Below are 12,896 nucleotides of genomic sequence, written 5' to 3' on the forward strand. Positions count from 1 at the left end.
CACACCATGCCCGCCAACGGAGCTGTGACCCGCCATACCCTGCGGCAGCAGATCGCGGACGCGCTGCGTGACGAGGTGCTGGCGGGCCGTCTGCTCCCCGGGCAGGACTTCACGGTCAAGCACATCGCCGAGCAGTACGGCGTGTCGGCGACGCCCGTCAGGGAGGCGCTGGTCGACCTCTCGGCGCAGGGTTTACTCGACTCGGACCAGCATCGCGGCTTCAGCGTGCACCAGTTCTCCGTCGAGGACTTCCGGGGCATGGTCGAGGCGCGCTCGCTGATAGAGGACGGCGTCTTCCGCAAGCTGCGCGGCGACGGCCTCGCGGCCCGCGCGCACGGCGAGCCGCTGGTGGCGGTACGCCGGCGGGGCGAGGAGGCGGCGCGGGCGGCCAGGGCCGGCGATCTGAACGTCCTCATCGGCTACGACCTGCGGTTCTGGCGCGAACTGAGCGCGCTGGTCGCCAACCGGTACGTCTCCGACTTCCTGCACCGGATGCGCGTGCAGGCGTGGGTGTTCTCGGTGCCGTTCCTGCGCACGGACCCGGACGGCGGCAGTTGGCTGTGGGGCGGGCACGGCGAGCTGGTCGAGGCGGTGACGCTGGGGGACGCGGCGGAGGTACGGGTGGTGCTGGGCCGGTACACCGACCACCTGCTGAGCTGGGCGGACCGGCTGGACGGCGGGGCGACGGGGGGCGGGGACGCGGGCCCGGACGCGGACCGAGCGGCTGACGGACCTTGATCGCATCCCCGCCCGTGGGGTGCACGCGGCGGGGGTGAACGCCGCGGGGCCTGGGTACCCGCTGTACGGGGCGGTCCGCGGGGCCGGTGCCCGTGACTCGCCCGATGCGGGCGACCGGGACTCTTCGCTGAACGTGCCCGTCGCATTACGCTGTCCCGACCATCGCGCGCACGCGTACGAACCCGTTGGAGAGCGAGCCTCCCTTGGCCTGTGACCTGTGGTTGGTCCCCCTCGTCGATGTGCTGTGCCACAGCCCCGACAACCCCTTCGCCGAAGAGATCGCCGTCTACGACAAGGCCCTGAGCGACGCCGGGCTGCCGTCCGTCCCTGTTTTCGCCTATATGCCGGGCCTGTCGGGGGACGTTGCCCCCGTGGCCGGATTCGACTACGACGCCCTGCATTTCCTGCGGCGCGCGTACTTGCTGCAGGTCTGCGGCCTCGCCGTGACCCCCGTGGGCGAACTGGGCGGTGACTACGAGCAGTTGCTGGAGATGTTCGAGTCGACGGCCCAGCAGTCGCATCTCGTCTGGCACTACGACCACGCGGGGGCGTACGTCCCCGTGGACTTTCCCGCGCCCCTGTCCAACGACCAACTGCTTGAGGGCGGCGGTCCGCTGGGTTCGACCCAGGGCCTGCTGCGCGAGCTCGAAACCGTGGCCGCGTCGATCGGCATCGACGCGGCGAACCCTCCGACGCCCCCCGCCCCGCCGGAACGCCCCACCTCGCTGGAGGAACCGGCGTCCTCGACCCCGTACGACGACAGTCCGTTCGCCCGTGAACGGCACGTGTGGCTGGGGCTGCACGCGGCTGCCACCAGGAGCCTGGGCCAGGGCTCGATGATCATATTCAGCTAACGGAAAGAGCAGGCTGCGGTGGGCGGGGTCGGACCCCGCCCACGGCCGCCACCGGCCCCCGGGGAGCCCTGCCACCGGGGCTCGGTACTGGACTACCGGGGCTCGGGACCGGGCTACCAGCGCTCGGGACCGGGCTACCGGGGCTCGGGGGGCCGCTGGCGCGGCATGTTGGGCCGGGTGCCGGGCGGCAGCGGGAACCGGCCGCCGGGGAAGGGCGAACCGGCGTCCTGACGGGTCGCCGTGCTCATCGGCATCGACTGGAGCACCAGCGGGGTGGGCCCCGAGCGGAACTCGACCATCCAGTCCGCCGTCTCCGCCCGTACCAGCTCCGTCACGTCCTCCGAGAACCTCCGCAGCACGCTCAGGCAGCGCTCCGTCGCCTCGGCTGCCGTGCCCTCGGTCGGGCCGAGGATCTCCCGTACGCACTCCGACGCCCAGTCGAACTGGAGCGTCTGCAGCCGCCGCTGCACCGCCTGCGCCGTCGCGACATGCCGCATCCAGCCCGCGGTGAAGCCGAAGTACCGGTCGCAGGCCAGGCAGGCGCCGCCGAGCAGCAGCGCGACGTACCCCCAGCCCGCCGCGCCCGCCAGGGTGCCGGTGAGATCCAGCAGGGGCAGGGTCGCGCCGACGATGACCAGGGCGGCCGTCGCGGTCCGCAGGGCGCGGGCGGCGCGCCGTTTGCGGGAGCGGTCGGCGAGATACCAGCCGGCGGTGCGCAGCGCCCCGGCCTCGACCCAGCGGTACAGCTCGTCGAGCCGCTCGGCGGGCTCGGCCCAGTCGCCGAGCGGGAACGGACCGCCGGTGAGATCGCCGCCCGCGCTTGCGCCGTCCCCGTCGGCGGCACCGCCCTCGGCCGCTGCCTCGTCGCCGTGCCCGTGCCCGTGCGCGTACCCGTGTGGCCCGTCGCCGCGCCCGTCCCCGTTGACGGCACCGGACGAGGCGCTTTCCTCCCGGCCGTGGCCGCCGGGCTCCCGGCCGGGGCCTCCGGGCTGCATCTCCGGCTGGCTCACCGGGGCACTCCTCTGCGATCTGCTGTGACTCTGCGTGACGGGCGGTGGGCGCGAATGAACTGCGCGTGAACACTGATACGTACTGATCCGTGCCGGGGCGCATGCACTTCCTACCGCCGAATGGCGGCCTCCGCGCCCGGAAAACCGCGCAATCCCCCCAAACGTGGGCCTTGATCAGGTGGAGGAGCCCGCAGGCCCTCACTCGAAAGAGTTGGTCCCGGTGGGGTGGGGCGAGCCGGTCGGGGAACACGTAGGCTCGCCTTACAGGAAAATCGTCGTCGAATGCCAGGAGTGACCGTGATTCCCGGTGGTGGTCAGCCGAACATGCAGCAGCTACTCCAGCAGGCCCAGCAGATGCAGCAGGATCTCGCCCGCGCACAGGAGGAGTTGGCAGCGACCGAGGTCGAGGGCCAGTCGGGCGGCGGCCTGGTGAAGGCCACCGTCAACGGCTCGGGCGAGCTCCGCGGCCTGGTGATCGACCCGAAAGCCGTCGACCCCGAGGACACCGAGACCCTCGCCGACCTCGTCGTCGCTGCCGTACAGGCCGCGAACGAGAACGCGCAGCAGCTCCAGCAGGAGAAGCTGGGCCCGCTGACGCAGGGCCTGGGCGGTATGCCGGGCATGCCGTTCTGACGTCCTTCTTACGGGACGCCAGCCAGTCTGAAGCTTGTCTTACGCATGCACCCGCACAGCAACTACCGTACGAGCGCATACGAAGACAGCCCCGAAGCCAGACAGCGCAACCGCAGCACTCGCAACCGCAGCACTCGCAACCGCAGCACTGAGGAAGGCATCCGTTGTACGAAGGCGTGGTTCAGGACCTCATCGACGAACTGGGCAGGCTGCCAGGCGTCGGTCCCAAGAGCGCGCAGCGGATCGCCTTCCACATCCTCCAGGCGGAGCCGACCGACGTACGCCGCCTTGCCCAGACGCTCCTCGAGGTCAAGGACAAGGTCCGGTTCTGCGCCGTGTGCGGCAATGTCGCGCAGGAGGAGCGGTGCGGGATCTGCAGGGACGCGCGCCGGGACACCACGGTGATCTGCGTGGTGGAGGAGCCGAAGGATGTCGTCGCCATCGAGCGCACCCGTGAGTTCCGCGGGAAGTACCACGTGCTCGGCGGCGCCATCAGCCCCATCGAGGGCGTCGGCCCCGACGACCTGCGGATCAGGGAGCTGCTGACCCGCCTCGCCGACGGCACGGTCACGGAGCTGATTCTGGCGACCGACCCGAATCTGGAGGGCGAGGCCACAGCGACGTACCTCGCCCGCATGATCAAGCCCATGGGTCTGCGGGTCACCCGCCTGGCCAGTGGTCTCCCCGTGGGGGGCGACCTGGAATATGCCGACGAGGTCACGCTCGGGCGTGCCTTCGAGGGGAGACGACTTCTCGATGTCTGACGCAACGCTGCATGACGCCACGCAAGATCCGGACGACTTCTCGGTCCAGATCGCCGACCAGATCGAGAGCTTCATCGTCGCGGTCACCGAGGTGGCGAAGGGCGACGAGCCGGACAGCGCCGTACCGTTCCTGCTGCTCGAATTCTCCCAGCTCATGCTGGCGGGCGGCAGACTGGGCGCGCACGAGGACATCCTTCCCGACGAGCGGTACGAGCGGGATCTGGGCCCCGAGCCGGACGTGGACGACCTGCGCGAGCGGTTCGCCGTGATACTGGAGCCGATCGACGTCTACTCCGAGGTCTTCGACCCGTACGAGCCCCGCAAGGCGCCCGTCCCGTCCCGTATCTCGGACGACATCGCCGGCGTCGTCGCCGAGCTGCGCCACGGCCTGGAGCACTACCGCGCGGGCCGCGTTACCGAGGCGCTGTGGTGGTGGCAGTTCTCGTACTTCTCAAGCTGGGGCTCCACGGCCTCGGCCACCCTCCGCGCCCTCCAGTCCCTGGTGGCCCACGTCCGCCTGGACCAGCCCCTCCCGGCCCTCGACGGCCTGGACACGGACCAGGACCTGACGGAAGACGCGGAAGACCTCCTGGCGGAGGAGGCGGGCCGCGTCATGGCGGCGGAGATCGCCGGCCCCCTGGGCCTGCGCACGGTACGCCCGGTCCGCTGACGCCGGTCCCGCAGCCCGGCAGCCCCGCGGGCGGAGCGAGTCGTGCTCGATGAGGCTCCCGGCGCAGTCGAGCACGGCCGCGCGCGCCGGCCGGGGCCGCCGGTCCAGGATCCGGGCGGCCTTGTCCGTGCTGTGCCGGTTGCGTCGGCCCAGCGCCGGGGTGATCTCGCGGAGCGACGGGTCCCGGAAGCGGGCGACGAGTCGTACGGCGAAGCCAGGGAGCTGCCGGGCGGAGACCCGCGTTCCGTCGGCGGCGCCGGGTCGGCCGGGTCGGTCCACAGCGTCTCGTCCGTTACGCCGGGGTGATGAGCGCGTCGGGGTTCTTCGGATCGGCGCCGCCGAGCGGGGACGCGCAGCGCCTGAGTCAGGCTCCCGTGGTGGAGCCTGGGCGGACGATCATCAGGACCGTGACCGTCGCCCACAGCAGGTTGAAGACGCCCGTGAGCATGCCCAGGCGGCCGGCGACTCCCGCGACGGGCGCGGGGTTTGGGCCCTGCGCCGTCTCTAGGGCGGTTTCCTGGGTCGGCAGGATCAGTGCGGCAAGGATGACGGCGGCCGCGGCCGTCAGCGCGATGGACGCGATCAGCCAGCCGCTGCCTAGGACGCCGAGGCTGCCCGCCGTGGCCGCGCCGAAGAGCGGGACGGCTATGCCGATGATCGCGTAGACATGGCAGATGCGGTGGAGCAGCCGCAGGTTCGTCAGGGCCCCGTCGTCGCCCGGGGCGCTGTGGGCGCGGCGCAGTGCCGGGGGGAACATGCTCGCCGCTACGGCGACAGGGCCGATGGCCAGGACGGCGGCCAGGACATGCAGGGACAGGAGAAGTTTCGTCACGTTCAGGCTTCCGAGGTGGTGGGACGGCGGAACAGTTCGGTCAGCGGGCGCCCGCCGGACAGGCACCACACCGCGATGACGGGATCGCAGATGGCGCAGCCCGTCGAGGAGTGCGCGGCGAAGGGCAGGATGGGTGTGCCACGGACCGCGTGGACGACGTCCCAGCCGGTGTGCAGCAGCCAACCCACGCCGATCCAGCGGTAGTCGGACAGTCCGCGCCAGGCGCAGTACGTCACCACGGCGGTGAACGCGACCTCCCAGCCCCCGACGCCGCCGCTGCTCAGATACGCGGCGCCGGCGCCCGCGAGCATCAGCGCGTTGAGCTGGCGGCGGTGCGGCTCGCGCAGCGGCGACATCGCCGCCACGTACGCGAGGCCGATCACGATCGGCGCGACGACGAGCATCAGTGCGTTCCTGTCTGCGGGGGAGTCCGGCAAGCGTCGGCCGGTGCCGGGTTCGCTCCCGACGCTATGCGGCTGCCGGTCCGTCTCCCAGTGGCATTAGTGACACCTTCCAACGGGATATCGCCAACTCGAACAATGGGGCTCTGAGCTGGCAAAACCATGGGCCGTAGCGCCATACGCCCGGGACCACCCACCCGCGCAGAGGTATGTTCTCGCCATGCACACCATCGCCGTCCTCGCCCTGGACCAGGTGGTCCCGTTCGACCTGTCCACCCCGATCGAGGTCTTCACCCGCCCCCGTCTCCCGGACGGCCGCCCCGGCTACCAGATGCGGGTGTGCGCCGAGCGGCCGGAGATCGACGCCGGGGCCTTCCAACTGCGCGCGCCCTGGGGGATCGACGGGCTCAAGGGGGCGGACACGATCATCGTGCCCGGCACGAACGACCCGATGGCCCCGCTCGCGCCGGCCGTCCACGACGCACTGCGGGCCGCCGCCGCTGACGGGACGCGTATCGCGTCCATCTGCACCGGTACGTTCCCGCTGGCCGCGACCGGGCTGCTGGACGGGCTGCGGGCGACCACCCACTGGCTCGTGACCGACCTGCTGGCCGCCACGTATCCCCGTATCGACGTCGACCCGGACGTCCTGTACGTCGACAACGGGCAGTTCCTCACCTCGGCGGGCGCCGCCGCCGGGCTGGACCTCTGTCTGCACATGATCCGCGGCGACTACGGCTCGGCCGTCGCCGCCGACGCGGCGCGGCTGTCCGTGATGCCCCTGGAACGCGAGGGCGGCCAGGCGCAGTTCATCGTGCACGACCACGCGCCGACACCGCAGGGCTCCGCCCTGGAATCCCTGCTGAGCTGGTTGCAGGACAACCTGGGCTCCGCGCTCACCCTCGCCGACATCGCCGCCCAGGCGGGCACCAGCACCCGCACCCTGATCCGCCGCTTCCGCGAACAGACCGGCAGCACCCCGCTCCAGTGGCTGCACCGCGCCCGCATCCGCCAGGCCCAGCACCTCCTGGAGACCACGGCCCACTCCGTGGAACGCATCGGCGCCCAGGTCGGCTTCGGCTCCCCGACCGCGTTCCGCGACCGCTTCAAAAAGACGACAGGAGTAACCCCGAACACCTACCGCCGCACCTTCAGCTAGCGCCTTCGGGCAGCGCGGCGCGGCTGGTCGTAACTTCTGTGACATCCCGCCGTAGGTGAACTCTGTGCAGGCCGGGGCGTGTTCCGGGGCCCGCGGCGCGATGCTGAGGGGGCGTCAGGCGTTCACGAAGTATTGACACGCTCTTGTCAGGAGCGGAACACTCCGAGTTGGGAGAGCGCTCTCCCAGCAAGCTGGCCGGCCGCCGCGGCGAGCGCCTGTCGTGGTGGCCGTCCGGTTCCGGGAATCCGCAATGACGCAGTAGGAGGTCTCCATGGCACGGAGGTCCAGAGTCTTCTCCGGACTGCTCTTGTTCACCGCGATGAGCCTGACCACGGTTGGCGTGGGCGGTCTCGCGGTGATGGGGAGCGCATCCGCAGAGACGCCGGCAGCCACGCACGCGGCTGCGCCGGCGAAGAAATCGGACGGGCACTCGGGCATGCAGATGGCCGGGATGAAGATGCCCGCGTCCACGCAGGCTTCGGGCGACGACCCGGACGGCGACGGATACATCATGGCCAACCCGCCGGTCACCGGTGTCACCCCGTCGACGTACGAGCCGCCGCACGCGTACTTCCACGAGTTCCAGGCCAAGTGCGCGCCGAGCCACACCCTGCCCGACGACCCGATCGTCTACCCGGGTCAGCCCGGGAAGTCCCATGACCACACCTTCATGGGCAACAGCCTCACCAACGCCAACACCACGACCTCGTCGATCGAGACCGGCACCACCGCGTGCCTGGCTCCCGGCGACAAGTCCGGGTACTGGATGCCGAGCCTGTTCAACGGGGACCAGAAGGTCCTGCCGGTCGGCGCCCAGACCATCTACTACAAGTCCAGCGTCAACGACTACACCAGCGTCCGCCCGTTCCCCAAGGGACTGCGGTTCGTGGTCGGCAGCCCCATGCAGACCAAGGACGAGTTCAAGAACCTCAAGGGCACGGTCGAAGGCTGGGAGTGCGGGACGTCGTACAAGAACTTCGACTTCCCCGCCAGTTGCCCGACGACCCCGGACACGCAGCTCAACCTGCGTCTCCAGGCGCCGAGTTGCTGGGACGGCATTCACCTCGACACCCCGGACCACAAGGCGCACATGGCCTACCCGGTCGCTTCGGGCAACAACCAGAACGTCTGCCCGGCCGACCACCCCGTGGCGCTGCCGATGATCGAGTTCAAGATGGCCTGGCCGGTCAACGGTGACACGTCGAAGCTCCGGCTGGCCAGCGGTGCCGGGTTCTCGTTCCACTACGACTTCTTCAACGGCTGGGACAACGCGACACTCAGCGCGATGGTCGCCCACTGCATCAACGGCGGCCTGCAGTGTGACGCGCACGGCTACGACGAAGCCCACCCCGAGAAGGGCGCGGTGCTCAACGCCAACTACCAGTTGCCGTAACCCCCGCCGCCCCCTCACGGCGCTCTTCGGCCAAGCACCATCCCCGACCAGTCGATAGAGCGCTCTCCCAACCCGGGCGCGGCGCGCCGGACCCACCCGACCCGCCGCGCCCGACTCCATGTCCCCCCATGAAGGAGCACGGAACCATGCACCGTCCCCCCACCCGGGCCTCCTTGGCCCGCAGCGCCAAACGCGTGGTCGCCCCCGCCGCGACCGCCGCGATGCTCGCCGGAGCCCTCATCGGGCTCCAGGCCCCGGCCGCGCAGGCCGCCGGCAGCGTCGTCAAGGTGACCGGATCGCAGGGCAATTGGCAGCTCACCGTCGACGGAGCGCCGTACCAGATCAAGGGTCTCACCTGGGGCCCCTCGGTCGCCGACGCGGCCAAGTACATGCCGGACGTGGCGTCGATGGGCGTCAACACCATACGTACCTGGGGCACCGACGCCACGAGCGCGCCGCTGCTGGACGCGGCCGCCGCCAACGGCGTCAAGGTCATCGCGGGCTTCTGGCTGCAGCCGGGCGGTGGCCCCGGTGCCGGCGGCTGTGTCAACTACCTGACGGACACCACGTACAAGAACGACATGCTCGCCGAGTTCCCCAAGTGGGTCGACACCTACAAGGACAACCCCGGCGTGCTGATGTGGAACGTCGGCAACGAGTCCGTACTCGGCCTGCAGAACTGCTACAGCGGCGACGAGTTGGAGCGGCAGCGCGACGCGTACACCACCTTCGTCAACGACGTCGCGAAGAAGATCCACTCCGTCGACCCCAACCACCCGGTGACCTCGACCGACGCGTGGACCGGCGCCTGGCCTTACTACAAGAAGAACGCGCCCGACCTCGACCTGTACGCGGTCAACTCCTACAACGCCGTCTGCGACATCAAGAACACCTGGGAGCAGGGCGGTTACACCAAGCCGTACATCGTCACCGAGACGGGCCCGGCCGGTGAGTGGGAGGTGCCGGACGACGCGAACGGCGTGCCCGACGAGCCCACCGACGTGCAGAAGGCCGAGGGGTACACCAAGGCGTGGGGCTGCATCACCGGACACCAGGGCGTCGCGCTGGGCGCGACGATGTTCCACTACGGCACGGAAAACGACTTCGGCGGAGTGTGGTTCAACCTGCTGCCCGACGGTCTGAAGCGGCTGTCGTACTACACCGTGAAGCAGGCGTACGGCGGCAACACGGCCGGTGACAACACCCCGCCGCGCATCACGGACATGGTCGTCAACGGTGCCACCGAGGGGGTGGCGGCGGGATCCGACGTGACGGTCAGCACGAAGACGACCGACCCGGACGGTGACCAGATCACCTACCAACTCCTCTTCAGCAGCAACTACATCGACGGCGACAAGGGACTCGTCCCCGCAGCGACCACCGACCACGGCAACGGCACCCTGACCGCGAAGGTGCCCGAGAAGATCGGTGTCTACAAGGTCTACGTGAAGGCCACCGACGGCAAGGGCAACGTCGGCATCGAGACCAAGTCCCTGAAGGTCGTGGCCCCGAAGCCGGCCGGTACGAACGTCGCGCAGGGCAAGCCCGCCACCGCCTCGACCTTCCAGACCGACCCGACGGGCGGCTGCCCGTGCACGGCGGCCGACGCCGTGGACGGAAACCTCAGCACGCGCTGGTCGAGCGAGTGGGCCGACCCGCAGTGGCTCCAGGTCGACCTGGGCACCTCGACGAGCTTCAACCACGTGCAGCTCGCGTGGGAGTCGGCGTACGCGAAGGGGTACGACATCCAGACGTCCGACGACGGGCAGAACTGGACGACGGTGAAGTCGGTGACGGACGGCAACGGCAACGTGGACGACATCGACGTCAACGGCACGGGACGGTACGTCCGGCTGCTGGGCACGGCGCGCGGTACGGGCTACGGGTACTCGCTGTACGAGTTCGGTGTCTACCACTGACGGGCGGCGAGCGTGCTGCCGACGATCTCAGCGAGCTTTCCGATGAGGGGAGTTGAACTCTCATGAACACACGCCTCGACCAGGCTCAGCCCTACACGCTCAGCCTGTTCCGTATCGTCGTCGCCCTGCTCTTCGTCTGCCATGGTGCGTCGTCGCTCTTCGGGATCCTGGGCAGGGGCTCGCTGCCTGCGGGTGAGTGGCCGGGCTGGTACGCGGCCGTCATCCAACTCGTCGGCGGCACGCTGGTGTTGTTCGGGCTCGGGACCAGGGCCGCGGCCCTGGTGAACTCGGGGTCGATGGCGTTCGCCTACTTCGACGTCCATCAGGCGCGCGGGCTGTTCCCGCTGGAGAACGGCGGCGAGCTGCCGGTGTTCTTCTGCTGGGCGTTCCTGCTCATCGTGTTCACCGGGCCGGGGGCGCTGGCGCTGGACCGGGTGCTCACGGCCCGCCGCAGAGCGGCGCTGACGGCGGCGGCTGCCTGAGCCGTACGCGCGAGTCGGCTGCCTGAGCCGTACGCGCGAGTCGGCCGCCTGAGCCGTACGCGTGAGTGCGCTGTACGCCGTTACGCCGGTGCCCGGGACCACCTCGGTCCCGGGCACCGGCGTATCCGCGTCCGTAGCGTGCCTCAGGCCGACTCCCGCACCACCAGCTCCGGTTCGAAGATGACCGACGTCACCGCCCGGTCCTGGCGCTCGATGTGCTCCTGGAGCAGCCGGGCCATGTCGGCGGCCATGTCCTCGACCGGCTGCCGCACGGTGGTCAGCGCGGGCCGGGCGGCGGCGGCCACCGAGCTGTCGTCGAAGCCGACGACCGCGACGTCCTCGGGGACCCGTCGGCCGTGCTCGCGCAGCACCACGCAAGCGCCCTGCGCCATCAGGTCGTTGGCGGCGAACACGCCGTCCAGGTCGGGCTCCTGCGCGAGCAGCGCGGCCATCGCCTCCTCGCCGCCGCGCAGGGTGAAGTCCGCCTCGGCCACCGGGGTGTACGGGTAGCCGTGCCGGGCCATCGCGTCCTGGAAGCCGGTCAGCCGGTCGTGGCCCGCCGCGACGTCCTGCGGCCCCGCGATCGTCACGAGCCGCCGGCAGCCGCGCGCCAGCAGATGTTCCGTGGCCAGCCGCGCGCCGTCCTGGTGCGCGAGGTCCACGTAACTGATCGGTACGCGCCCGGCGGGGCGGGCGAACAGCACGGCGGGCAGGCCCGCTTCGGCGACCATCGCGGGCAGCGGGTCCTCGGCGTGCGTGGAGACGATCAGCGCGCCGTCGGCGCTGCCCTGCCGCAGGAAGTTGACGACCTGCTCGCGGGCGGCCGAGGTCTCGGCGAACATCAGCACCGGATGCATGGAGCGTGGCCGCAGATAGCCGATGACGCCGCTGGCCACCCGGCCGAAGAAGGGGTCGGCGAACACCCTTGAGGCGAAGGCGTTCTGGCCGGCCTCCGAGGCGTCGCCCGCCCCTGACACCACCAGGGCGATGATCTCGGCGCGCCGGGTCACGAGCGATCTGGCGGCGCGGTTCGGCGCGTAACCGGTGGCGGCGACGGCCTGGCGCACGGTCTGCTGGATCGCGGGGTCGACGTTGCGGATGCCGTTGATGACCCGCGAGACGGTCGCCCGCGACACGCCTGCGGCCCGCGCCACATCCTCCAGCGTGGGCCCGCCGGCCTGCGCGTCCGACTCTCTTTTCATGGCTGCACTTTACAGCGGACGGAGAGCGCTCTCCGGTCCGCCGACGGGTCCGTCGGCGGGTCCGCCGGCCGGTCCGCCGGCCGGTCCGCGGGCCGGTCCACCGGCGGGTCCGCCGGCCGGTCCGCGGGCCGGTCCACCGGCGGGTCCACTGGCCGGTCTCCCAACCGGTCCGACAGTCGACCCACGAGCCGACGCGCCGCCCCGTCCCTCGGCCCTCACGCGAGCCGCTCGTGCCGCAGCAGTACGACTCCGTTGCCGAAGGTCCGCGTCTCGGCCAGCCGCAGCTCGGTCACGGCGGCGTCGGACGGCTGGAACAGCGGGGTGCCGCGGCCGATGAGGACCGGGTGCACATAGATGCGGTACTCGTCGATCAGGTCGTACTGCCGGAACGTCTCCGCCAGCCGCGCCCCGCCGACGGCCAGGTCACCGCCGGGCTGCGCCTTGAGGGCCCGGATCGCGTCCGGATCGACCTCCCGTTCGACGGTGGTGTTCCAGTCGGCATGGTCCAGCGTCGTGGAGTAGACGACCTTCGGCATCTCCCGCCAGATCCGCGCGAACTCGGCCGTCGCCGGGCTGCTGCCTGGGTCGGCGTCGGCGGTGGGCCAGTAGGACGCCATCAGCTCCCACGTGATCCGCCCGTCCAGGAAGCCGCCCATGCTCCGCAACTCGTCGTTGAAATGAGCCGCCAGCTCCTCGTCGACCATGTGCCAGTCGATCTGCCGCTCGGGCCCCTCGAAGAACCCGTCGAGCGACACCGACATCTGCAGGACGATTTTCCGCATCACAATCCTCACCGGCGGGCCGGCCGCCCTTGTCGGGCCCCGGCCGCCCAGGTCCGA

At 70.7% G+C, this 12,896-nt stretch carries 14 protein-coding genes; 9 read left to right on the forward strand and 5 right to left on the reverse strand.

The features are described 5' to 3' along the window. Window positions 1-6 precede the first annotated feature (6 nt). Window positions 7-738, forward strand: a complete 732-nt coding sequence (locus tag ACZ63I_RS02165) for a GntR family transcriptional regulator (protein WP_469334494.1) — start codon at window positions 7-9, stop codon at window positions 736-738. Window positions 739-941: 203 nt separating this feature from the next. After that, window positions 942-1,592 (forward strand): hypothetical protein, encoded by a 651-nt coding sequence (locus tag ACZ63I_RS02170; protein ID WP_469334496.1) that lies wholly within the window; start codon window positions 942-944, stop codon window positions 1,590-1,592. A 134-nt stretch (window positions 1,593-1,726) separates the two neighbouring features. Here the strand turns inward: ACZ63I_RS02170 and ACZ63I_RS02175 are convergent, their stop codons facing one another. Further along, the gene (locus tag ACZ63I_RS02175; protein ID WP_469334497.1) at window positions 1,727-2,602 is read right to left on the reverse strand and encodes an SLATT domain-containing protein; all 876 of its coding nucleotides are present in this window, start codon (window positions 2,600-2,602) and stop codon (window positions 1,727-1,729) included. Window positions 2,603-2,899: 297 nt separating this feature from the next. On the opposite strand from ACZ63I_RS02175, the gene ACZ63I_RS02180 reads away from it, so the two are divergent. The 3 genes from ACZ63I_RS02180 to ACZ63I_RS02190 all read left to right on the forward strand — a co-directional run bounded on the left by ACZ63I_RS02180 (window position 2,900) and on the right by ACZ63I_RS02190 (window position 4,669). Beyond that, the gene (locus ACZ63I_RS02180) at window positions 2,900-3,235 is read left to right on the forward strand and encodes a YbaB/EbfC family nucleoid-associated protein (RefSeq protein WP_078863919.1); all 336 of its coding nucleotides are present in this window, start codon (window positions 2,900-2,902) and stop codon (window positions 3,233-3,235) included. 164 nt (window positions 3,236-3,399) lie between these two features. Then, window positions 3,400-3,999 (forward strand): recombination mediator RecR, encoded by a 600-nt coding sequence (gene recR, locus ACZ63I_RS02185; RefSeq protein ID WP_469334499.1) that lies wholly within the window; start codon window positions 3,400-3,402, stop codon window positions 3,997-3,999. After that, a complete protein-coding gene (locus ACZ63I_RS02190) occupies window positions 3,992-4,669 on the forward strand; it encodes a DUF5063 domain-containing protein (protein ID WP_469334501.1) in 678 nt (225 codons plus the stop codon). Before recR ends, ACZ63I_RS02190 begins: the two co-directional genes overlap by 8 nt. Window positions 4,670-5,033: 364 nt before the next feature. Here the strand turns inward: ACZ63I_RS02190 and ACZ63I_RS02195 are convergent, their stop codons facing one another. Then, window positions 5,034-5,501, reverse strand: coding sequence for a hypothetical protein (locus ACZ63I_RS02195; RefSeq protein ID WP_469334503.1), 468 nt, complete (start codon window positions 5,499-5,501; stop codon window positions 5,034-5,036). A 2-nt stretch (window positions 5,502-5,503) separates the two neighbouring features. Further along, on the reverse strand, window positions 5,504-5,905 hold the full coding sequence (locus tag ACZ63I_RS02200) for a DUF6010 family protein (protein ID WP_469334505.1): 402 nt from the start codon (window positions 5,903-5,905) through the stop codon (window positions 5,504-5,506). 217 nt (window positions 5,906-6,122) lie between these two features. Here ACZ63I_RS02200 and ACZ63I_RS02205 point away from each other — a divergent pair, with 217 nt between their 5' ends. The 4 genes from ACZ63I_RS02205 to ACZ63I_RS02220 all read left to right on the forward strand — a co-directional run bounded on the left by ACZ63I_RS02205 (window position 6,123) and on the right by ACZ63I_RS02220 (window position 10,855). After that, window positions 6,123-7,061 (forward strand): GlxA family transcriptional regulator, encoded by a 939-nt coding sequence (locus ACZ63I_RS02205; protein WP_469334507.1) that lies wholly within the window; start codon window positions 6,123-6,125, stop codon window positions 7,059-7,061. Between the two features lie 271 nt (window positions 7,062-7,332). Continuing rightward, entirely contained in the window at window positions 7,333-8,454 is a 1,122-nt protein-coding gene (locus ACZ63I_RS02210; RefSeq protein ID WP_469334509.1) for a DUF1996 domain-containing protein, read from the forward strand. Between the two features lie 146 nt (window positions 8,455-8,600). After that, a complete protein-coding gene (locus tag ACZ63I_RS02215) occupies window positions 8,601-10,373 on the forward strand; it encodes a discoidin domain-containing protein (protein WP_469334511.1) in 1,773 nt (590 codons plus the stop codon). A 62-nt stretch (window positions 10,374-10,435) separates the two neighbouring features. Then, a complete protein-coding gene (locus ACZ63I_RS02220) occupies window positions 10,436-10,855 on the forward strand; it encodes a DoxX family protein (RefSeq protein ID WP_469334513.1) in 420 nt (139 codons plus the stop codon). A gap of 143 nt (window positions 10,856-10,998) precedes the next feature. Here the strand turns inward: ACZ63I_RS02220 and ACZ63I_RS02225 are convergent, their stop codons facing one another. Further along, window positions 10,999-12,057 (reverse strand): LacI family DNA-binding transcriptional regulator, encoded by a 1,059-nt coding sequence (locus tag ACZ63I_RS02225; protein WP_469334514.1) that lies wholly within the window; start codon window positions 12,055-12,057, stop codon window positions 10,999-11,001. Between the two features lie 215 nt (window positions 12,058-12,272). After that, window positions 12,273-12,839: a dihydrofolate reductase family protein gene (locus ACZ63I_RS02230; RefSeq protein WP_469334517.1), complete on the reverse strand. Its 567-nt coding sequence runs from the start codon at window positions 12,837-12,839 to the stop codon at window positions 12,273-12,275. Window positions 12,840-12,896 lie beyond the last annotated feature (57 nt).

The sequence above is a fragment of the Streptomyces sp. NPDC087906 genome, assembly GCF_055584925.1.

Excerpts from the sequence above, each read along its gene's own strand:
- ACZ63I_RS02210 (WP_469334509.1), top strand. The coding sequence starts at position 7,333 with ATGGCACGGAGGTCCAGAGTCTTCTCCGGACTGCTCTTGTTCACCGCG.
- ACZ63I_RS02190 (WP_469334501.1), top strand. The coding sequence starts at position 3,992 with ATGTCTGACGCAACGCTGCATGACGCCACGCAAGATCCGGACGACTTC.
- ACZ63I_RS02220 (WP_469334513.1), top strand. The coding sequence starts at position 10,436 with ATGAACACACGCCTCGACCAGGCTCAGCCCTACACGCTCAGCCTGTTC.
- ACZ63I_RS02225 (WP_469334514.1), bottom strand. The coding sequence starts at position 12,057 with ATGAAAAGAGAGTCGGACGCGCAGGCCGGCGGGCCCACGCTGGAGGAT.
- ACZ63I_RS02230 (WP_469334517.1), bottom strand. The coding sequence starts at position 12,839 with ATGCGGAAAATCGTCCTGCAGATGTCGGTGTCGCTCGACGGGTTCTTC.
- ACZ63I_RS02215 (WP_469334511.1), top strand. The coding sequence starts at position 8,601 with ATGCACCGTCCCCCCACCCGGGCCTCCTTGGCCCGCAGCGCCAAACGC.
- ACZ63I_RS02200 (WP_469334505.1), bottom strand. The coding sequence starts at position 5,905 with ATGCTCGTCGTCGCGCCGATCGTGATCGGCCTCGCGTACGTGGCGGCG.
- ACZ63I_RS02165 (WP_469334494.1), top strand. The coding sequence starts at position 7 with ATGCCCGCCAACGGAGCTGTGACCCGCCATACCCTGCGGCAGCAGATC.
- ACZ63I_RS02205 (WP_469334507.1), top strand. The coding sequence starts at position 6,123 with ATGCACACCATCGCCGTCCTCGCCCTGGACCAGGTGGTCCCGTTCGAC.